At 67.1% G+C, this 19,919-nt stretch carries 16 protein-coding genes, 1 tRNA gene and 1 riboswitch; of the genes, 11 read left to right on the top strand and 6 right to left on the bottom strand.

Annotated features, from left to right (window positions below; all coding sequences use genetic code 11):
• Positions 1–22 precede the first annotated feature (22 nt).
• Positions 23–1,837, bottom strand: coding sequence for a hypothetical protein (locus CP958_RS01700; RefSeq protein WP_096700287.1), 1,815 nt, complete (start codon positions 1,835–1,837; stop codon positions 23–25).
• A 354-nt stretch (positions 1,838–2,191) separates the two neighbouring features.
• Here CP958_RS01700 and CP958_RS01695 point away from each other — a divergent pair, with 354 nt between their 5' ends.
• Positions 2,192–2,548, top strand: a complete 357-nt coding sequence (locus CP958_RS01695) for a hypothetical protein (RefSeq protein ID WP_096700286.1) — start codon at positions 2,192–2,194, stop codon at positions 2,546–2,548.
• 12 nt (positions 2,549–2,560) lie between these two features.
• Here the strand turns inward: CP958_RS01695 and CP958_RS01690 are convergent.
• Together CP958_RS01690 and CP958_RS01685 are read right to left on the bottom strand one after the other, a co-directional pair.
• Positions 2,561–3,506 (bottom strand): IS630 family transposase gene (locus tag CP958_RS01690; RefSeq protein ID WP_141400391.1). Its coding sequence is split into 2 segments (ribosomal slippage): positions 2,561–3,166 and positions 3,168–3,506, totalling 945 coding nucleotides; the frame shifts between segments, so codons are not numbered across the junction.
• Positions 3,507–3,601: 95 nt separating this feature from the next.
• Positions 3,602–4,924 carry a GGDEF domain-containing response regulator gene (locus tag CP958_RS01685; RefSeq protein ID WP_242442686.1) on the bottom strand — a complete coding sequence of 441 codons (1,323 nt, stop codon included), beginning with the start codon at positions 4,922–4,924 and terminating at the stop codon, positions 3,602–3,604.
• A gap of 182 nt (positions 4,925–5,106) precedes the next feature.
• Here CP958_RS01685 and CP958_RS01680 point away from each other — a divergent pair, with 182 nt between their 5' ends.
• Genes CP958_RS01680 through CP958_RS01665 form a run of 4 tightly spaced genes read left to right on the top strand, consistent with a single transcriptional unit; the run spans position 5,107 to position 8,756 of the window.
• A complete protein-coding gene (locus tag CP958_RS01680; RefSeq protein WP_096700284.1) occupies positions 5,107–5,736 on the top strand; it encodes a penicillin-binding protein activator LpoB in 630 nt (209 codons plus the stop codon).
• A gap of 10 nt (positions 5,737–5,746) precedes the next feature.
• Complete coding sequence (locus CP958_RS01675; RefSeq protein WP_096700283.1) at positions 5,747–7,153, top strand: hypothetical protein; 1,407 nt, start codon at positions 5,747–5,749, stop codon at positions 7,151–7,153.
• Positions 7,150–7,617, top strand: coding sequence for a hypothetical protein (locus CP958_RS01670; RefSeq protein ID WP_096700282.1), 468 nt, complete (start codon positions 7,150–7,152; stop codon positions 7,615–7,617). The genes CP958_RS01675 and CP958_RS01670 overlap by 4 nt, the downstream gene beginning before the upstream one ends.
• Positions 7,614–8,756: a hypothetical protein gene (locus CP958_RS01665; protein ID WP_096700281.1), complete on the top strand. Its 1,143-nt coding sequence runs from the start codon at positions 7,614–7,616 to the stop codon at positions 8,754–8,756. Before CP958_RS01670 ends, CP958_RS01665 begins: the two co-directional genes overlap by 4 nt.
• Positions 8,757–8,803: 47 nt before the next feature.
• Here CP958_RS01665 and cbpB read toward each other — a convergent pair whose 3' ends face one another.
• Together cbpB and cbpA are read right to left on the bottom strand one after the other, a co-directional pair.
• On the bottom strand, positions 8,804–10,183 hold the full coding sequence (cbpB, locus tag CP958_RS01660) for a peptide-modifying radical SAM enzyme CbpB (RefSeq protein WP_096700280.1): 1,380 nt from the start codon (positions 10,181–10,183) through the stop codon (positions 8,804–8,806).
• Positions 10,180–10,296, bottom strand: coding sequence for a modified peptide precursor CbpA (gene cbpA / locus CP958_RS01655; protein ID WP_096700279.1), 117 nt, complete (start codon positions 10,294–10,296; stop codon positions 10,180–10,182). Before cbpA ends, cbpB begins: the two co-directional genes overlap by 4 nt.
• A 106-nt stretch (positions 10,297–10,402) precedes the next feature.
• A riboswitch (cobalamin riboswitch) is annotated at positions 10,403–10,533 on the bottom strand.
• A gap of 116 nt (positions 10,534–10,649) precedes the next feature.
• Here cbpA and argC point away from each other — a divergent pair.
• Genes argC through CP958_RS01630 form a run of 5 tightly spaced genes read left to right on the top strand, consistent with a single transcriptional unit; the run spans position 10,650 to position 17,845 of the window.
• On the top strand, positions 10,650–11,693 hold the full coding sequence (gene argC, locus CP958_RS01650) for an N-acetyl-gamma-glutamyl-phosphate reductase (RefSeq protein WP_170958803.1): 1,044 nt from the start codon (positions 10,650–10,652) through the stop codon (positions 11,691–11,693).
• A gap of 8 nt (positions 11,694–11,701) precedes the next feature.
• On the top strand, positions 11,702–12,220 hold the full coding sequence (locus CP958_RS01645; protein WP_096700277.1) for a gamma carbonic anhydrase family protein: 519 nt from the start codon (positions 11,702–11,704) through the stop codon (positions 12,218–12,220).
• A gap of 20 nt (positions 12,221–12,240) precedes the next feature.
• Positions 12,241–13,773: a hypothetical protein gene (locus tag CP958_RS01640; protein WP_096700276.1), complete on the top strand. Its 1,533-nt coding sequence runs from the start codon at positions 12,241–12,243 to the stop codon at positions 13,771–13,773.
• Positions 13,770–15,179 (top strand): hypothetical protein, encoded by a 1,410-nt coding sequence (locus CP958_RS01635; RefSeq protein ID WP_096700275.1) that lies wholly within the window; start codon positions 13,770–13,772, stop codon positions 15,177–15,179. The genes CP958_RS01640 and CP958_RS01635 overlap by 4 nt, the downstream gene beginning before the upstream one ends.
• An 8-nt stretch (positions 15,180–15,187) precedes the next feature.
• Positions 15,188–17,845: an AsmA family protein gene (locus CP958_RS01630; protein WP_242442685.1), complete on the top strand. Its 2,658-nt coding sequence runs from the start codon at positions 15,188–15,190 to the stop codon at positions 17,843–17,845.
• A 132-nt stretch (positions 17,846–17,977) separates the two neighbouring features.
• Here the strand turns inward: CP958_RS01630 and CP958_RS01625 are convergent, their stop codons facing one another.
• A complete protein-coding gene (locus CP958_RS01625; RefSeq protein ID WP_096700273.1) occupies positions 17,978–19,336 on the bottom strand; it encodes a TrpB-like pyridoxal phosphate-dependent enzyme in 1,359 nt (452 codons plus the stop codon).
• Positions 19,337–19,509: 173 nt separating this feature from the next.
• Between CP958_RS01625 and CP958_RS01620 the strand changes: the two genes are divergently transcribed.
• Positions 19,510–19,585: transfer RNA gene (locus CP958_RS01620), tRNA-Lys, on the top strand.
• Positions 19,586–19,919: the final 334 nt, after the last annotated feature.

Below are 19,919 nucleotides of genomic sequence, written 5' to 3'. Positions count from 1 at the left end.
CATGCCGGCAAGACCTACGACATCACCGGAACTGAAGCGCTTGACCTGGCCCAGGTGGCCCAGGCGGCATCGGCGGCCTGGGCAAGGCCGGTGGCAGCCCTGTCTGCTCCAAGACATCCAGGCGATGGGCCAGCACCAGCCGCGCTTCCTCGCCCTGATCCTGCTCCCACAGCGCTCTGGCCAGGACAGCGGCAATCATGCAGCCGATGGGGCTGCGCCGCCCCATTTGGCGCTCAATTTGAGCCAGGGCCGGCCGCGCCACCTGCACCGCCAATCCGACCTGTCCCTCCCACAGATAGGAAACCGCCACGCCGAGGTCGCCAAAGGCGAAAGACAGGTCGGTGGTTCCCACCGACCTCATATGCATGGAGTGATGCCGAGCCTTCTCGGTATGCCCGCGATGCAGCTCGACCATGGCCAATTGGTTCAGTCGGGCTCGGAAGACTTTGGGATCAACACTTTTGGGAACCTGCTCCCACTGGGCCAGAATCGAGGCACAGTCATCCAGGCGATCCGAGAAGGAAGCGGCGGCACCGGAGATGAGTGCCGCCTCAAACCGCTGCTTGATGTCGATATCCGGTGAAGCCAGAATCCGCTGCACCATCCGTTCGGCCTCGGCATGGCGGAAACTGCAGGCCAAGCCCCAGGCCGCAGCAAATTGAAGCCGGGGACGTTGATCGATTTCCTCATCGGGCATACGATCAAACCAATCCATGACCAGCGAGACCTGGCCCCTAGCATACATCTCCTGAAGCCCCCTCTCGGCCAAGCCATAGGCGACATCACTATCGCCAGCCAGAAGCGCATGGGTCGCGGCAGCTTCGAACAGGCCTTCAGAGGCGAACCACTCGGAGGCGCGACGCGACAGCTGGGCACACTCCGCGCCGGGCAAGGCATTAAACCGAGACAGCAGGAATTCCCGGGCCAGGGGATGCATGCGAAACCACGGCCCCCCTTCCACCTCGATAATCACCGGGGTTTCAAGCCGCAGTTGGTCCAGCAGGGATACTGCATCCTCGCTTTCCGACACGATCCGGCAGAGTTCGGGATGAATATGCTCGAACACCGACAGCCGCACGATCAGGCCGAAAGCCTGTTCGGACAGATGAGATACCAAGGAGTCCATGAAGTAGCGACGGATATCATCCACACCATGGGTAATGGTCTCCACCGCCACCGATATCTCGGGCGTACGGCGCAAGATGGCCGCCGCCAATTGCAACCCCAGCGGCCATCCCTCGGTAATGGCATGCAGCTTGGCCCCCATATCGGCATCGAAGCCGGTCCCCAGCTGCGCCCGCAGGACCGCCACGGTTTCATCCATCAGGAAGGCAAGATCCCGGGCAGTGATACGCCGCCCCCCCAGCCAGGCGGTATCCTGGGATGCCACCGCCCCCCCCAGCGAGCGGGTCGCCACCACGATGCGCAAATTGGCCGGCGCATTGCGCAACAGATAGGTGAGCGATTCTGAGATATCCTCGGGCGGACGATCCGCCAGATCCAGCATGACCACCACCTCGACTGGAATTTCGGCCACTTCCGCCAGCCAGACCGTCAGGGCTTTGACCACATCTTCCTGCTGTCCCAGCCAATGCATGAAGGATTGCCCGAAGGCACGATGGCCGCTGGCCACATGCATGGCGCATCCCAAACCGTAGACGAACCGTAAGGCGACGTCCCGTTCATCCACCGACAGCCAAGCTACCATGGCGCCTTGGCTCATGCAGGTGCGGCGCCACTGGGCCAGAAGTGAGGTCTTGCCGAATCCGGCTGGCGCTTCCACCAACAGAGCCTGGCCATGGGCGACCAGGTCAAGCCCAAGACGCTGGCGCGCCACCAGTCCCCTAGGGGCTCGTGGTGGTGTCACCTTGAGGACGAATTGAGGATCTATCTCCCAGTCGCGCATCGTATGGCCCACTCGACGGCGTCGCGTTCGGTCATTCGGACGCCTCTCCCCTTGCCCAGGATTGTGCGGCGCACAATAATTGTTTGCCTTCCCAACAGCTTAGCGTAGGAGAACCAACAGGCGCCACGCCCATACGCACGCCCCCCCCGACGAAGGGGGGATAGGGCAAAACGGCTAGGCTCAGCCCCCCATGACGAGGGGGAGACTCCAGGACAACGGCCCGTATCATCCCCCCATCAAGAATTAAACTCTCCTAGCCGAGTCATCACTAAAGGAAGCCCCCCCATGAAAGGCGAGAAATCAGCCATTGCCGGCCAGAGTGTCTATTCGGGAGATGAAGCCCAGGTTCAGATTAAGGGACTGAAACCGGCTCCTCATCCGGTTCCCTTCGGCACCAAGGTAGACGGCGTCCTGTTCGACGGCTATCCCCAGATCGTCAAGACGGATATCACCAGGCCCGTTTACGACGTCAAGGTCGAGAAAGACATCATGGTTCCGGTTCGCGATGGCGTGCGGATCGCCCTTGATGTCTATCGGCCCGATGTGGACGGCGAGAAGTTCCCGGCCCTGCTGGCCTGGGGCATCTGGGGCAAGGACCTCCAGGAAGCCATCGGCTGGCTGGCCGACGCGCCGCAGCCCTAGAGTCTGTCTGACTTAGATTGAAGCATACCCTGCATGGCGAAGATAGGCGGCGCACTCCTGCGGAGCGAATGCCTCCAGGAGCTTGCCGACTCTCCTCCATGTTGTTTCGATGGTCCGCTCTTCGGCTTTGCGGACGAGTGTTTTGAGTTTGGCGAACATCATCTCGATCGGGTTGAGGTCGGGACTGTAGGGCGGCAGGAAAAGCAGATGGGCACCGGCCTTGCGGATGGCTTGGCGTGCCGACTTTCCTTTGTGGCTTCCCAGATTATCGAGGATGACGACGTCACCGGGTTCCAGGGCCGGTGCCAAGGATTGCTCCACCCAGGCGGTGAAGGTCGCCCCATTGATGGGGCCGTCGAGGACCAGGGGAGCGATGATCCGGTCATGGCGCAGGCCCGCCAGGAAGGTCAGGGTTTTCCAGTGGCCGTGAGGAACCTTGGCGAGCAGGGTTTCTCCTCGAGGACACCACCCGTGTAGGCGCGTCATGTTGGTCTTGACCCAGGTCTCATCGATAAAGACCAGGCGCGAGGGATCAAGCTTGTGTTGATGGGTTTTCCAGCGATGGCGCAGCCGCGCTACCCTCGGCCCATCCTGTTCCTTGGCCATCAGCGTTTTTTTTGAAGCTCAAGCCCAAACCACGGACGAAGCGCCAGACGGTGTCGTGGGTGACGACAATCCCCCGCTCGGCCAGTTCCGCCGTCAGGGCCCGCATGGTCAGGTCCTTCTTCTCGGCCAGCCGGGATTGTATCCAATCGGCGGTCTCTCCGCTCAGAAGTGGGCGGCGATGCCCGCCCATCTTGCCGGGCTGAAGACCGCGCCCGGATCGCCACTTCTGGCCGATCCGAACCGCCGTAGCCACCGAAACCCCAAAGCGCTTCGCTGCCGAGCGTGTCGTCTCGCCTGAATTCAAGGCTGCGGCTATCCGCTGCCGAAGGTCTAGCGAAAGAGGTCCTGCCATTGCTGCTGGCCTCCTATCCAGCCAGCAGTTTGAATCACATTCTCGGCCCCAGGGGAATCCCAATTCCGATTCCGCTTAACTCAGACTGACTCTAGCTACTCGGCGGGTTCCACCCGGTTGCGGCCCATGGCCTTGGCACGGTAAAGGGCGGCGTCGGCGCGGCCCAGGCAGGCTTCCAGCCCCTCGCCCGCCCCCACCTTGCACTCGGCGACGCCGAAGCTGGCGCTCATGGTGAGGGGCTCGCCGCCGCTCACCGGCACCTGCAGCCCGGCCAGGCGGATACGCAGGCGCTCGGCCACCACCAGGGCGGGGTTCAGTGCGGTTTCGGGCAGGGCGATGGCGAATTCCTCGCCGCCCATGCGTCCGATGATGTCCTGATCGCGCAGCAGATCGCGGGCCATGACCACGAAGGCCTTCAGCGCCTCGTCGCCGGCGGCATGGCCGCGCGCATCGTTGATGTGCTTGAAATGGTCCAGATCGATCATCAGCAGCGACATGGGGCGGCCGTAACGGCCGGCCCGCTGGATTTCCGCCGCCGTGCTCTGCATGAAGTAGCGCCGATTGTAGGCTTCGGTAAGGAAATCCGTGGTGGCCAGTTGCACCAGTTCCTTCTGGACGCAGGCCCGCTCCAACGCCAGCCCGACCCGGCGGGCCAATTCGCGCACCAGTTCCCGCTCGGAGGTGGAGAAGGCCTCGTCACCCTCGGCGGGCGGCGTCTCGGTCCAGCATATCTCGATGCGCCCCGCCGGACGGCTGCCGGCGAAGACCTGAGCCTCCAGGCGATAGGCCGTCTCCACGAAGCCGGGCGTCTGGACGATGCCGCTGGGCAGCAGGCCGGGCAGGCAACTGAGGCGGACACAAATGGTTTCCGGCTTGAGCCAGGCCGAGGGCGCCCTGCCCACCACCTGCTCCAGCGCCACCTGCAACGGCAGCTCGGGCGATTCCAGGATGCGCGACACGCCGTACATGCAGTCGATCTGCCGCATGCGGCGTTCCAGCTGACGATTGGCCTCCAGCGCCGCGTCGCGGGCCTCGCGCACCAGGATCTCGGCGCGCTTCCTGTGAATGGCATAGCGGAACGACCGCGACAGGGAGGCGGCGTCGAGCTTGGCCTTGAGCAGGTAATCCTGGGCGCCCTGTTCCAGCGCCATCAGCGCCTGCTGGTCGTCATCGTGGTTGGTGAGCACCACCACCGCCAGCTCCGGCGCGGCGCCGCAGAAGCGGCGCACCGTCTCGTCCCCCACCGAATCCGGCAGGGTCAGGTCGAGGAAGATCACGTGGTAGCGCTTGCGCTGGATGAATTCCAGCGCCGAGGCCAGGGAGACGGCGTGGTCGACCTTGACGTTGGGAAGCTTTTCGAGTTCGGCGAGAGTCAACAGGGCCTGGGTCGGCGAATCCTCGACCAGCAGTGCGAACATGGTTTCCGACAAGGTAAGGCCATCCCCTCGAGCATCGGACTCTCTCGGGTCCGTTCCGACAATACTAGCTGCCCGCGCCGGTTTACGAAAGCGTGATGCGTGGTATCCATGAATGCCATATCATCGCCCCAATTCCGCGTGATTCTATTCAACGGTTCCCTGAGCCTTTAAGGACTTCCGCCATGCGCCGCCTGCCCGCCCTTGCTTCCGTCCTGTTCGCCGGACTGGCCCTTTCCGCCTGCCAGAGCGTGGACAACACCGCCGGAAGCCCCAGCGTCTACATCGATCCCGGCAGCGTCGGGCCGGTCAAGGGCGTCGGCATCGAGTCCCAGGACGTCATCGGCATGACCGATCAGATGATGCGCGACATGCTGTCCCAGCCCCGGCTGGCCAATGCCCAGGTGCCGCCCAGCGTCATCATCGATTCCGAGTACTTCTACAACGAGAGCTCGTCGCGCCTGAACAAGAACTCCATCACCGACCGGCTGCGGGTCGGCCTCAACCGCGCCGCCGCCGGCCGCATGCAGTTCGTCGGACGCAACTACGCCGACATGGTGACCAAGGAACGCGAACTGAAGCGCCAGGGCGTGGTGGACAAAGCCACCCTGCCCAATGCCCGCGCCCCCAAGGGCGGCGATTATCGCCTGGGCGGCCGCATCACCTCGCTGGATTCCCGCGACCCCAAGAGCGGCATGATGCAGCGCTACAACCAGATCGTCTTCGAGATGGTCGACCTGGAGACCTCGGAAATCGTCTGGAGCGGCATCTACGAGTTCGCCAAGGCCGCCCAGGACGACATCATCTATCGCTAGGATCACCCCCATGGCCGCCCGGCCTTTCTGGTTGAGCAGCTTGATCATCGCCGGACTGGTGTCGGGCTGCGTGACCACGCGCGAGCAGGAGACCAGCCCGGCGCCGTCGGTGGTCCACGCCTATCTGGACGACAAGCCGACCGAGCTGCGCCGCCATTTCTTCATCGCCCAGGCCCAGGGTGACCGCAACCGGGTGCTCAACGACATGCGCCTGGGGCTGGCCAGCTTTGCCCTGGGCCACGACCGCCTGGCCGAACAGTTGCTCGACGACGCGCTGTCGGGCATCGAGGCCGTCTACGCCGACAACGAGGAGGCCCGCCGGGCGCGCGGCCTGTGGGTCAAGGAAGCCATCAAGGACTTCAAGGGCGAGCCCTACGAACGGGTCATGGCCTATTACTATCGCGGCCTGCTGTACATGAAGGCCGGCGATTACGAGAATGCGCGGGCCAGCTTCAAGGGCGGCCTGCTGCAGGATGCCTTCGCCGAGGAGGAGCAGTACCGCGCCGATTTCGCCCTGATGCCGTTCCTGCAGGGCTGGGCCGCCCATTGCTCGGGCAACACGTCCCTGGCCGCCGAGGACTTCAAGGAGTTCCGCGCCATCAACAAGGATGCCCCCCTGCCCCGCGACAAGGACAATGTACTGGTGCTGGTGGAGACCGGCACCGCCCCGGTCAAGATTTCCGACGGGCCGCGCCTCAGGATCAAGCGCAGCGGCAGCACCGAGACGGCCCGCATCAGTTGGCCCGATCCCGACCACCCCAAGGACCCTGCCGACGCCAATGCCGTCCTGCTGGAGGACATCTTCCGTCAGGCCTCGACCCGGGGCGGCCGGCCGTTCGATTCCATCCTGGAAGGCAAGGCCGACTTCAAGGACACCGCCGATACGGTGGGCAACGTCGCCCTGGTCGGCGCGGTGCTGGCCGCCAAGGTGGCGACCGAGAGCGGCCCCCGGCGGCGCGAGACCAAGGAGCAGCGCGAAGCCCGCGAGCGGACCCAGGCCGGCGCCGCCATGGTGGGGGCCGGCCTCGCGGTGATCGGCGGGCTGTCCAAGCTGTTCGCCCACTCCATCGAGTCCCAGGCGGACACCCGCTATTGGGACAATCTTTCCGACCGGGTCCAGGGCCTGACCCTGGCCCTGCCCGACAAGGTCACCACGCTGTCCGTGGCGTTCCAGTCGCCGGGCGGCTCGTCGCTGGAAACGGTGGACGTCCCCATCCGGCGTGCCGGCAAGTGCGGTCTGGTCTGGGCACGGCACGGCTCGGCCGTTCCGCGCAATCCCCGCGCCCCCAACAGCGTTCCCCCCGACGTGATGGCCTCGCCCATCGTCATTCCCGCCGTGGAAGCCAGACCCGCGCCACAGGAAGCGAAAGCCCCTGCGGCGGACACGAATACCAAGTCCAAGGAGTCATCGCCATGAAGCGCCTGCTCGTTCCCGCCTTCGGCCTGCTGCTGCTCGGCGGCTGCGCCTCCCTGGACCCGGCCCCCCATTGCGACATGTCCCGCGTCGCCAGCCAGCGCGATCTGGTGGCCGGACCCGCCATGGTCGAGGACGAGAAATCGCCCTTGAAGGAAATGCCCATGAACTCGGTGAACATCACCGACCCCAACATCATCCGGAAGCTCTACGTGCGCTCCATCGCCGCACGGCGCACCGAGACGGGGACGGTGGAGGTGGTGGCCCAGGTGGTCAACTGCACCGACTTCCCGCAATCCGCCGAGGCCCGGACCCAGTTCTACGCCGCCGACGGAGCGGCGTCCGAGCCGGTCAGCGCCTGGCGCCGGATGCAATTCGCGCCGCGCACCTCCAACACCTACCGCGAGCTGTCGCTGGGCGACAAGACCGTGGACGGCTACATGATCGAGATGAGGGAAGGCAAATGATCACGCGCCTGCTGGCCGTTTCGGCCCTCGCCCTGCTGGTCCCGGTCATGGCCGAGGCCCAGACCGTCGGCGCCAAGGTGCCGCCCTACCAGCCGCCGGCCAAGGTGGCGCCCCCCGTCCGCGACGGCGGCGAGGCGCTCGACGCGGCCGCGGTCAGGCCCAACCCGTTCAAGCCCCAGGAAGACGTCATCGCGCGCTTCAAGGACGCCTATACTCAGGGCGGCCGGCCGCGCCTGGCCTTCTGGTGGAACCGGCAACTGTCGGATACCCTGGCCCAGTGGTATTCCGAGACCCGCACCGTCACCGCCGACAAGAGCCGCAACTCCACCGAGGGCGACCTCACCCTCAAGCAGTCGGGCGGTCGCCAGAGCGTCACCGAGACCCAACGCCGCGCCGGCGATCCGGCCGAGCGCCCGGCGCGCGGCGAGACCTGGGAATGGGAATTCCAGGACGGCTTCCTTGCCCCCTTCCTGCAGGCCGACGCCAGCGTGGTCGACCGCACCATGATCACCCGCATCATGGGAGCCGGCGCCGAGGAGATCGATCCCAAGACGGTGGAGGTCATGGCCATGCAGACCATGGCCGATGTGATGGTCGAGGTGCTGGTGGCCGATTCCACCCAGTCGAGCACCGGCTACGAGTTGCGCGCCCGCATCCTCGACGTCAAGTCGGGACGCATCCTGGCGGTGGTCAACAGCCGCTCGCTGAAAGAATGGCAGAAGACCGACAAGACGACGGCGTCGGCACGCGGCTTCGACCTGCCCGACGAGGATGACGACAGCTTCGGCCCCGAACGCGCCGACCAGCGCTACAAGGCCACCTCCAGCGGCTTCGAGCGCAAGCGCAAGCCGCCCAAGCTGGCGGTCATCGCCCACAACCTCGCCACCAACGTGATGAGCGCCATGCTGCCGCGCCTGGAGGGCGGAGCCATGCCGGCCACCAGGACCGACCCGACGATGCCGACGCCCCTCGCTCCGGCCCAGCCCGCCGGTCCGGCCGCCAAGCCGGTGCCCAACCAGAGCGCCGTACCGCTGCCCGACGTGGAGGCCAAGCCCCTGCCCGCCCCGGAAAAGGCGACCAAGGTGGAGGCAGGACCGGCGGGGGAAGAACCGCCCATGCCCAAGCCGACACGGGAGTAAAATAAACAGTCCCCCTCTCCTGGCGGACGGGAGAGGGGGACTTGCGTCTAGCAGCCGAAGGCGAAGGCGGTTTCGGTGCCGTCGTCCCAGCCGTCCCACATATAGTCCTCGGCGATGCCGTCGGCGATCAGGCGGAAGGCGTACTGGGCCTGATCCAGATAGAAGCCGCAATAGGCGCCGATCTGCTCCATGCCGCCATTGGCCTCGTGCGCCTCGGCCGGACAGGGCGAGCCGCAGAAATGCCGTACCGGACAGGTGGAGCAGGCCTTGATGTCCTCGACCTTGCGGCCCGTCACCAGCTTGAAGGCCGGGCTTTCCAGCACGTCCTCCACCTTGTCGGTGAACAGATTGCCGCCGGCGAAGGCCGGCAGGCCGATGAACTCCGAGCACGGGAACAGCGAGCCGTCGGGCGCCAGGGCGAAGAACGAGCGACCGCCGCCGCAGGGCGAGATGTCGCACATCAGCCGCCGGGCGGTGGGTGCCAGGATGGAGATCAGGATGTTGACGAAATTGGCCACCACCAGCTTGCGGCCGGTTTCCCGGTAAAGCTGATGGGTGCGGTCGAGCGCCGCCAGATAGGCCTTGGAAACCGCCTCGTCCTCGGCCCACGCCCCCTGTCCGCCCGGCTGGGTGCAGCGGACGACGTTGAGCATGCAGGCCGGAACCTCCTCGGCATGGAGGAATTCCACCATGTCGGTCAACTGCCCCAGATTCTCGCGATTCATGGTGCAGATGACATTGAAGCCGGCATAGCCCTTGAGGCGGCGGATGGCATCCACCGTGGAGTTGAACACGCCGTCGCCGGTCCAGCGCTTGCGGGAACGGTCGGCCACCTCGGCGACGGGAGCGTCGAGCGACAGGCCGATGCCGCAGCCCCGCGAGGTCAGGAACTCCACCGCCCGGTCGTCCAGCAGGGTGGCGTTGGTCTGCACCCCGAAGCGAAAGCGGTCGGAATAGGTGTCGATGGCCTCGAACATGGCGTCACGGTTGAGCAGTGGCTCGGCGCCGTGGAAGATGATCTGCGGCTTGCGGCCCTCGGGCACGGTGCGGGCGAAATATTCGTCCAGCCGGGCCATGGCTTCCAGCAGCTTATCGCGGCTCATATGCTCGCCGGTGCGCCGCATGGTCTGCGGGATGTAGCAGTACGAGCAATCCAGGTTGCAGCGTTCCGTCGGGTTGAAATAGACCGCCGAGGGCTTCAGGTGGAAGCGCAGCATGTCCATTTCGCGGGCGAAATCCTCGCGCTTGGCCCGCCAGTCGCGTTCCAGCGCGCCGTCGTCGAGGACGGTTTCCATCTCGTCCTTGCGCACCAGAGCCCAGAAGGCGTTGTCCGCGTCGATCAGGGCGGTGTAGTCGGCATGGCCGATCTCGAACCGCTGGAGGCCGTCGGGAAGACGGCCCCCAAGGATGGGGGCCGCCAGAGTCACCGCTTCACCTGCTTGTCCATCAGGACGTAATGGGACAGGCCGGTGCCCTCGGCATCGCAGGTCTTGCGGCTGGCGATGACGGTGGGACGGGGCTTGCTTTCAGTCTTGGTCATGGCGATTCCTTCGTATGCCAAAGGGGCTAACGGCCAAGACGCGGATGCGCCTTCGCCGAAACCCTTTACCATCGGATTTCGCCCCTCGTTCAACCATGTCCTACAGGTCTTCTGGCTCTCGGATCAGCCACGGAAACCACGCCTTCCCGGCGTTTCGCCAGTGGCTGGGCCCGAAGGCCCCGTGGTCCGTGTCCCCGATTACAGCGGCGGGACCGCCACGGAATTTCACCGTGTTCCGGGATGCAGGACGAACATGGCTCTACAATGCCGCAATGGAGACGTCAAGTTCGCGCGGTTGTCGCCCGGAAAATGGCCTGCTATCGTCCGCTCCCCATGTTCAAGGAAGTAGGGTCATCATGAAGGACGTTTCCGTCGCCATCCTGGGAGCCAGCGGCTATACCGGCGCCGAGCTTGTGCGCCTGCTGGCGCTGCATCCGGCCTTCAAGATCAAGGTGATGACCGGGGACCGCAAGGCCGGCCAGTCCATGGAATCGGTCTTTCCCCATCTGGGCGGCCTGAAGCTTCCCGATCTGGTCGCCATCGATCAGGTGGACTTCAAGGCCGTGGACGCGGTGTTCTGCTGCCTGCCTCACGGCACCACCCAGGAGGTGATCGCCGCCCTGCCCGCCTCGGTCAGGATCGTCGATCTGTCGGCCGACTTCCGGCTGTTCGACGTGGACACCTATGCTCAGTGGTACGGCCACGAGCACCGGGCTCCCGAATTGCAGAAGCAGGCGGTCTACGGCCTGACCGAACTGGCTCGCGACAAGGTGGCCAAGGCGCGGCTGGTGGCCAATCCCGGCTGCTATCCCACGTCGGTCCAGTTGCCGCTGATCCCGCTGCTCGAGGCCGGGCTGATCGAGGCCGCCGACATCGTCATCGACGCCAAGTCGGGCGTGTCGGGCGCCGGGCGCGCCGCCAAGGAGGCCAATCTCTACACCGAGGTGACCGAGGGCATGCACGCCTATGGCGTCGCCAGCCACCGGCACGCGCCGGAGATCGAGCAGGGACTGGCGCAAGCGGCGGGCACCCCGGTGCTGGTCAGCTTCACCCCCCACCTGATCCCCATGAGCCGGGGCATGCTGTCGACCATCTATGTCAAGACCAGGGGCGGCGCCAAGGCCGCCGACCTGCGCACCCGGCTGGCCAAGGCCTATGAGGGCGAGCCCTTCGTGCGGCTGGCGCCCGAGGGCGTGGTGCCCCACACGCGGCATGTGCGCGGCTCCAACCACTGCGTGATCAACGTGTTCGACGACCGGGTCCCCGGACGGATCATCATCACCTCGGTGATCGACAATCTGGTCAAGGGCGCGTCCGGTCAGGCGCTGCAGAACATGAACCTGATGTTCGGCCTGCCCGAGACCTTGGCGCTCGAACAGCAACCCATGTTCCCGTGAGGACAGCGATGAGCGGTAATATCCTTCCCTTTCAGGGCGTCAGCCCGACCATCGCCCCCGACGTGTTCGTCGCCCCCAATGCCGTGGTGATCGGCGACACGGTGATCGGCGCCGGCACCTCGGTGTGGTTCAACTGCGTCATCCGCGGCGACGTGCACGAGATTCGCATCGGCGAGCGCACCAACATCCAGGACGGCACCGTCGTCCACGTCACCGGCGGCAAGCTGGGCACCTATATCGGTTCGGACATCACCATCGGCCACGGCGCCATCCTGCACGCCTGCACCCTGGAAGACGCCTGCTTCGTCGGCATGGGCGCCGTGGTGCTGGACGGCGTGGTGGTGGAATCGGGCGCCATGGTGGCGGCGGGCGCGGTGGTGACGCCGGGCAAGCGCGTCCAGAGGGGCGAGTTGTGGGGCGGCAATCCGGCCAGGATGCTGCGCCGCCTCAGCGACGAGGAAATCGCCTTCTTCCCGGTCTCGGCCGGGAAGTATGTGGAACTGGCGGCCAAGTACTTCAAACCCTAAGCCTCGGAGGAGGCGGCGGCATGGCGAAAAAGGACAAACGCTCCAAGGGCGGTCTGATGACCACGCTGGCCCGGCCGCTGGCCGCCTTCGGACGGCTGATGGGGGGACGGTCCGCCGCCGCCGAGGAGGAGGAGATCGTCCTGCCCGCCGAGGCGGGCTCCTCGTCCCTGGTGGATGATTCCTTCACCCTGGCCCTGGAAGGCCTGCTGGCCGAGGATGACGGCCAGTACCAGACCAAGCTGCACCTGATCTCCCTGGTGGAGTTCCACGAGGCGGTGGGCGACAAGTGGAGCCGCATCGCCGAGAAGGTGATGCTGATCGCCGAGGGCGTCATCAATCTTCATCTGGGCGCCGGCAACGTCTTCGGCCGCAAGGGCTCGGACCTGTTCGTGCTGGTGTTCCGCAACACGCCGGCCGCCGAGGCGCGGCGCCGCGCCGTGCGCATCGCCCAGGAGCTGGGAACGCGGCTGGTGGGCAGCCAGTTCGCCGGCCACGACCGCCCCCTGGCCCTGGCGGCGGAGATTTCCTTAGGCGACGCCCTGACCGGGGACGGCGAACTGAACCTGGAAGCCCTGGCCGCCGCCGTGACCGAAACGCGGGCGGTGATCGCCGAGCAGGCTCCGGCCCGCGGCCCCATCGCCCCGGCCGACGATGCCGCCCCGCGGCGCGCCGTCGACCCTAAATGGGCCGCCATGGAACGGGCCGCGCGGGAAAACCGCGACCCGAACTGGCAGCCCGTCTCCGTGGAGCGCGCTCCGGCCGATATGGCGCCCGGACTGGACGCCACCCCGCCCCTGCCGGGCGATGCGGCCCTGTCCCTGGTCTGGCGGCCCACCTGGATGGAGGAGGGCGAGGTGATCGGCGCCTACCGCGCCCAGGTGCTGCGCGTCGACCAGCCGGGAGAGCCGGCCTACGAGGGCTCGCGCGCCTATCCCACCGCCGACGGAGAATCCATCCCCAAGCTCGACCGCTTCGTGGCCGGCGCGGCGGTGCGCGGCATCAAGGCGGCGATGGCCGACAGCGGTTCCGCCCGCATGGTGGTGCCGCTGCACTGGGGCTCGCTGGGCACCACGGCCCGCATGTCGGTCCTGGGTCCCTTCGCCGACATCCCCGAGGCGATCCGCACCCAAAACCTGATCATCGACCTGTTCGGCCTGCCGGCCAATCTGGCCCCGGTATCCCTGTCCGAGGCCGTCACCGCCATCCGTCCCCTGTGCCGCGAGATCATGATCCGCGTGCCGCTGACCGATCCGGCATTGAACCGCGCCGCCCTGGCCGGGGTTTCCATGGTCACCATCGATCTCGCCGAACTGCCCAACGCCGACAAGACCGATGACGAGCACCTGCTGGCCGCCCTGGAACGGCTGCGGCGCGAGGCGCGGGCCGCCGGTCTCGCGGTCTGTGTCTGGGGCGTCAGACGACGCCGGGTGGTGGTCGGCACCGTGCTGGGCGGTTTCGCCATGATGAACGGGCCGGGCCTGATGAAGGACCTGCCCCGCCCGGCCAAGGTCCTTCCCGCTCCCCGGTCGCGTTTCGCCGCCGGGCCGTCGTGACCGGCGGCAAAACCCGTTCGTCCCTGTCCACCCTGGCGATCATCGTCGTCATCGGCTGTGCCATGGGCTGGGCCATATTCCAGTGGCCGTGGGCCACGGACGCGGCCGGTGCCGCCCTGCTTGTCTATATCGCGCTGGAATGGTCCTCCATGTCCCAGGGCGGGCGCCGCATGCTGGCCGCCGCCCTGGCGGCCGCCGCGACCGCCGTCGTTTTCCTGCCCCAGGCCCTTCCGGTGCTGCGCCACGGTCTGGCCGAGTCCACCTTCATCATCGGGCTGTTCACCACGCTGGGCATGTTGCGGGACAGCGCCCAGAGTTCCCGGCTGATCCGCCGCTGCGGCGAGCAGATGGTGCACCAGCGTCCCGGCCACCGCTATGCCGCGCTCAGCCTGGGCAGCCACCTGATTTCCCTGGTGCTCAATTTCGGCGTGCTGCCCCTGTTGGGGATCATGATCACCAAGGGCAACACCCTGAAGGCGGCCGGCGGCGACGAAACCGTCAAGGATATCCGCAAGCGCCGCATGATGACCGCCGTCCTGCGCGGCTTCGCCATGATGACCGTGTGGTCGCCGCTGGCCGTGTCGTTCACGGTGATCCAGCAGGTGGTGCCGGATCTGGTGTGGTGGCACCTTCTGCCCCTGCAGGTCGTCCTATCCTTTATCCTGATGGGCTGGGGCTGGGCGCTGGACCGCATGGACTTCCCCCCCCATGCCAGCCGCCTGGCCCCCCACCGCCACCAGACCGACTTCGGACCCATCCTGAGCCTGAGCCTGCTGGTGACGGCCGTGGTGACCGGCGCCGTCGCCCTGGCCGAACTGCTGGGCGTCCGTCTGGTGGTGGGCGCCATGATCGTCGTGCCGCTTTCGGCCCTGGTCTGGCTGTATACCCAGCAATCGGGAACGGCCCCCCGCCGGCTGGCGCTGACCGCCCGGCTGTTCCTCCGCCGCCTGGGCGCCAGCCTACCCGGCTACCGCTCCGAGGTGGCCATGCTGGGCGGTGCCATGTTCCTGGGCACCGTGGTGGCGGCCTTCGTCACTCCCGAGGATACCGCGCGGGCCATCGCCCTGATCCCCCTGCCGCCCATCGTGCTGGCCGTGCTGCTGGCCTGGAGCGTGATGGTGGCGGCCCATCTGGGCATCTCGCAGCTGGTCACCATCACCCTGCTGGGCAATGCGCTGGGCAGCCTTTCGGCGGCCGGCATCGATCCGCTGGTCATGGCCAGCGGCATGCTGGGCGCCTGGGCGCTGTCCATCTGCACCACCCCGGTGGGCGCGGCGGTGATGTCGGTGGCGCGGGTGGCCGACGTGCCGGTCAAAGTCGTATCGCGCACCTGGAACCGCCGCTTCGTTCTGGTCGGAGCCCTGCTTCTGGGAGTATGGATGGTGATCCTGTCCCTGATCCTGTGAGGCCATCCTTGTCCCGCCTGCCGGTCAGCAAACCCGTCGCCATCACCGCCGCCGCCGTCGCCGCGGCCGGGCTGGCGCTTGTCCTGGCCGCTCCCGTCCTGATGGACGGCAACACCTGGCGTGGCCCCATCGAGGCGCAGGCTTCCGCCCTGCTCGGCCGCAAGGTCACCGTGGCCGGTCCCATCACCCTTCGCATTCTGCCCTCCCCCGCCGTGACCCTGGCGGCGGTGGCGGTGGAGAACACCGCCGCCCTGGACCGGGTGCGCCTGGGCCTGCCGCTCGGCGCCCTGCTGGCCGGCCGGCCCGAACTGTCGGACATCGTCATCGAAGGCGGCCGGGTCGGCCCCCTGGACGGCCTGACCCTGCGCGCCTCGGCCAGGGGAGAGAGCTTCAGCCTCAGCGGCAGCGGCCGGCTGTGGGGCAGGCCCGCCACCCTGGAGGCGGGCGGACGCCGCCCGAGCGGCGGCGAGATGGCGCCGCTGAAGGCCGCCTTGGCCCTGCCCTCCCTGGAAAGCACCGCCGGCTTCGAAGGCCGCTTCGGCAAGGGCGGCCTCGACGGCAAGGTCGAGGTGTCGCTGGCCTCCCTGTCCCGCGCCGCCGGATCGGGACAATTGCCCGACGCCCCCCTGTCCGCCCAGGCCGAATTGCGCCTGTCGCCCGACGAAGTGGTGATCTCCGACCTTGGCGTGATCCTGGGCGAGTCCACCGTCACCGGCAGCGTGGTGGCCAGCCTGACCGGCGCCCCCGCCTTGATGGACGTCACCCTGAGGGCCGACAGCTTCGATCTGGACGCGCGGCGTCCCGCCCCGGCCCAGCCCCAGACCCAGACCCAGACCCAGACCCAGACCCAGACCAAGGCTGCCGTGCCCGTCACGGTATCCGCCTCCGCCGCGTCGACGGCGCAGCAGCCGGTGCCGGCCGCCGCCCAGCCCTTCGAACTGCCGCACGATCTGGCCGCCAATCTGGACGTCGGCATCGGACGCCTGATATGGCGGGGCGAGACGGTCGGCAACATCCAGCTCAACGCCCTGCTCGACGGCCAGCGCCTGACCCTGTCCCAGGCCTCGGCCAAGCTGCCGGGCGGCGGATCGGTCAAGCTGACCGGCGCCCTGGTCACCCCCGAGGGCCGCCCGCGCTTCGAGGGCGATCTCAAGGCCGAAAGCCGCAACCTGCCGGCCCTGCGCTCCTGGCTGGGCCTGGGCGGCGGGGCAGCGCCCGCCAAGGGCAAGCTGGAGGGCAAGGTGCGGCTGGCCGACGACCGGCTGTCGCTCAATGCCCTGACCCTGGATTTGGACGAGCGCCGCATCACCGGCATGGTCAGCGCCGGACTGGCATGGCCGTTGCCGCTCAAGGCGGAACTCGGCCTGCCCGGACTGGCCTTGGGCTTCGACGGCAGCTTCGGGGCCGGCAAGGTGGAGGGCGGCGTGTCCCTGCGCGCCGCCGGCTTCGCCCAGGCCATCCGCGCCGTCAGCCCCGGTTATCGTCCGCGCGGCAACGGCGAACTGGCGGTCAGCGCCCGCCTCGACGGCAGGGACGGCCAGATCGCCTTCAACGACCTGCAGGCGCGGGCCGGCGAGGCGACCGTCAGCGGCAAGGCCAGCCTGTCCCTGGAGGGGCAGCCCAAGCTGACCGCCAGCCTGTCGGGCAATGCCATCGCCCTGGACCCGTTCCTGCCCGCCAAGGACAGGGCCGAGGCCGAGGAGCCCAAGCCGCGCCGCCGCACCGGTTACGCCGCCCCGCCCCCGCCGCCCGTCGTTCCGGCCGCCGTCTCCTCCGGCACCTCGTCGTGGTCGCGCACGCCTGTCGACCTGGGTTGGCTGCAGGCGCTGGACGCCGATCTCAGCCTGGACGCCAAGGCCATCAGCGTGTCCGGCTGGCGCCTCGATGAACCGCGTGTCCATGTGGGACTCGCCAAGGGCGTGGCCGATCTCGACCGCATCTCGGGCCGCCTGCTTGGTGGCGATCTGGCCGCCGCCGCCCGGGTGGCCGCCAATGCCCTGACCCTGTCGGCCACCCTGAAGGGCGCCGACCTCGCCCAGGTCAAGCCCGCCTCGGGCGGATTGCGGCTGGAGAAGGGGCGCATGGGGGCCGATCTGCGCCTTGCCGCCGCCGGCACCTCGCCCGCCGCCCTGGTGGCGTCCCTGGCCGGCAACGGCCGGGTGGAGGTGGCAGATGGCGAGGTCAGCGGCTTCGACCTCGCCGCCATGGATGCCCGTATGCGCAACATGGAAAATCTGGGCAGTCTGTTGGGTCTGGTCCAGGCCGGGCTGTCGGGGGGAAGCTCGCGCTTTTCCAGCCTGTCGGGCACCTTCGCCGCCGATAAGGGGCTGGTCGCCAGCCGCGACCTTGCCCTGGTGGCCGAGGGTGGCGGCGCCACCGGCATCGCCACCGTCGACCTGCCGCGTGAGACCATTTCGTCCAAGATCGCCTTCAAGCTGGCCGCCCCCGACGCCCCGGCGCTGGGGCTGCGGCTGGAGGGGCCGCTGGCCTCGCCGGTCAAGGCCGTCGACATCAACGACCTGCAGCGCTGGCTGGTGCAGAAGGGCCTGGGCAAGGCCCTGAATCCCAAGGGCGCCGGGGATACCCCCGACGCCCCCAGGAAACTCAAGGCCGGCGACGCGCTGCGCGGCCTGTTCTCCGCCTTCGGCAAGAAGAAGGCGGAGTAATTTCAACCCTCTCCAATGGGCTGCCGCCCACACCCGCTTGGGGCCGAGGGCCCCAAACCCCATTCATGAAATCAAAGGGGGGTTTGGGGCATCGCCTCAAATGGGTTCGGGCGATAGCCCGATGAATGGGAATCACCCCACGTTGGGCAGTTCCGCCAGGGCCGCTTCCAGATCGGCCTGGGCGTAGGTGTTGTCCTTCAGCTTGCCGGCGAAGAAGTCGGTATAGGCCTGCATGTCGAAATGGCCATGACCCGACAGGTTGAACAGGATGGTCTCGGCCTTGCCCTCCGCCTTGCAACGCAGCGCCTCGTCGATGGCGCCCTTCACCGCGTGCGAGGATTCCGGGGCCGGCACGATGCCCTCGGCGCGGGCGAACTGCACGGCCGCCGCGAAGCACTCGGTCTGGTGATAGGCGCGCGCCTCCATCAGGCCCAGTTCCTTGACGTGGCTGACCATGGGGGCCATGCCGTGGTAGCGCAGGCCGCCGGCATGCGAGCCCGGCGGCATGAAGGTGGCGCCCAGCGTGTGCATCTTAACCAGCGGGGTCAGCTTGCCGGTATCGCCGAAATCATAGGCATAAAGGCCCTTGGTCAGCGTCGGGCACGAGGCGGGCTCGACGCCGATGACGCGGGTCTTGCCGCCCTTGAGGTTCTCGCGGATATAGGGGAAGGCCAGCCCGGCGAAATTGGAGCCGCCGCCGGTGCAGGCGATGACCACATCAGGATGATCGTCGGCCATCTCCATCTGCATCATGGCTTCCTCGCCGATGATGGTCTGGTGCAGGCAGACGTGGTTCAAGACGCTGCCCAGCGCGTACTTGGTGTCGTCGCGGCTGGCCGCCACTTCCACCGCCTCGGAGATGGCGATGCCCAGCGAGCCGTTGGAATTGGGGTCCTTCTCCAGGATGGACCGCCCGGCATGGGTCAGGTTGGACGGGCTGGCGATGCACTTGGCGCCATAGGTCTCCATCAGCGCCCGGCGATAGGGCTTCTGCTCGTAGGAGACCTTGACCATGAACACCTCGACCTCCAGGCCGAACAGCGAGCCGGCGAAGGCCAGCGACGAGCCCCACTGGCCGGCGCCGGTCTCGGTGGCAAGGCGCTTGACGCCCTCCTGCTTGTTGTAGAAGGCCTGGGGCACCGAGGTGTTGGGCTTGTGGCTGCCGGCCGGGCTGACGCCCTCGTACTTGAAATAGATCCTGGCCGGCGTCCCCAGCGCCTTCTCCAGGCGCCGCGCCCGGATCAAGGGCGCCGGGCGCCACAGGCGATAGACTTCGCGCACCGGCTCGGGAATCTCCACCCAGCGTTCCTGCGTTACTTCCTGAGCGATCACCGCCATGGGGAAGATGGGCGCCAGATCGTCGGGACCGATGGGCTGGCCGGTGCCGGGATGCAAGGGCGGCGGGGCCGGCACGGCCAAGTCGGCATTGAGGTTGTACCAGGCCTTGGGCAGGCGGTCCTCGGACAGCAGGTACTTGGTGCTCTCGGTCATGACGGCGTTCCCTCTCCCCTTTCGGGATGTGATATTGCGGGAATGGTTTTACGCCTGGAACGCGCCGTTGCAAAGAGTGCGCGAGGAAGTGAATTTTCCGCTTGCGCAGGTCCGTCGTTCGACCTATAAAGCGGCCCTCCGGCGGGGGCTGCGGCCGAAACCGGAGACACTGAGGGCGTATAGCTCAGTTGGTAGAGCAGCTGACTCTTAATCAGCTGGCCGTAGGTTCGAGTCCTACTGCGCCCACCAAATTTACTAGGCGCCTCAACGCCTTAGCGAAGGCCCGGTCGAAAGACCGGGCCTTCTGCTTTTTCAGTCCCCCGCTATCCCCCATTTTGCTCCCCGGTGCTTCCCAGGAACCCCTCTCCTGCGCAACGGTCATGGTACGTTACGGCTATCCTGTTAAACTCGATTTAAAGGAAGCAACGAGGTCAGACATGGAACTGCTGTCCAAGTACGTCAAGGATGCTCGCTTCCTCGACAACGGCATGTTCAGGTTCACACAACCGGCTTCCCTGAACGATGCTGACGACGCACGGCCAGGACACAGGGAGGACAGGTTGCGTCTTCCAATCTCTACACC

It is taken from the genome of Magnetospirillum sp. 15-1 (genome assembly GCF_900184795.1).
In the GTDB taxonomy this organism is placed as follows: domain Bacteria; phylum Pseudomonadota; class Alphaproteobacteria; order Rhodospirillales; family Magnetospirillaceae; genus Phaeospirillum.
The sequence above is the reverse complement of the archived record's forward strand: the minus strand, read 5'-3'. Positions and strand labels throughout refer to the sequence as shown.

Excerpts from the sequence above, each read along its gene's own strand:
- CP958_RS01695 (WP_096700286.1), top strand. The coding sequence starts at position 2,192 with ATGAAAGGCGAGAAATCAGCCATTGCCGGCCAGAGTGTCTATTCGGGA.
- CP958_RS01685 (WP_242442686.1), bottom strand. The coding sequence starts at position 4,924 with ATGTTCGCACTGCTGGTCGAGGATTCGCCGACCCAGGCCCTGTTGACT.
- CP958_RS01680 (WP_096700284.1), top strand. The coding sequence starts at position 5,107 with ATGCGCCGCCTGCCCGCCCTTGCTTCCGTCCTGTTCGCCGGACTGGCC.
- CP958_RS01675 (WP_096700283.1), top strand. The coding sequence starts at position 5,747 with ATGGCCGCCCGGCCTTTCTGGTTGAGCAGCTTGATCATCGCCGGACTG.
- CP958_RS01670 (WP_096700282.1), top strand. The coding sequence starts at position 7,150 with ATGAAGCGCCTGCTCGTTCCCGCCTTCGGCCTGCTGCTGCTCGGCGGC.
- CP958_RS01665 (WP_096700281.1), top strand. The coding sequence starts at position 7,614 with ATGATCACGCGCCTGCTGGCCGTTTCGGCCCTCGCCCTGCTGGTCCCG.
- cbpA (WP_096700279.1), bottom strand. The coding sequence starts at position 10,296 with ATGACCAAGACTGAAAGCAAGCCCCGTCCCACCGTCATCGCCAGCCGC.
- CP958_RS01645 (WP_096700277.1), top strand. The coding sequence starts at position 11,702 with ATGAGCGGTAATATCCTTCCCTTTCAGGGCGTCAGCCCGACCATCGCC.
- CP958_RS01640 (WP_096700276.1), top strand. The coding sequence starts at position 12,241 with ATGGCGAAAAAGGACAAACGCTCCAAGGGCGGTCTGATGACCACGCTG.
- CP958_RS01625 (WP_096700273.1), bottom strand. The coding sequence starts at position 19,336 with ATGACCGAGAGCACCAAGTACCTGCTGTCCGAGGACCGCCTGCCCAAG.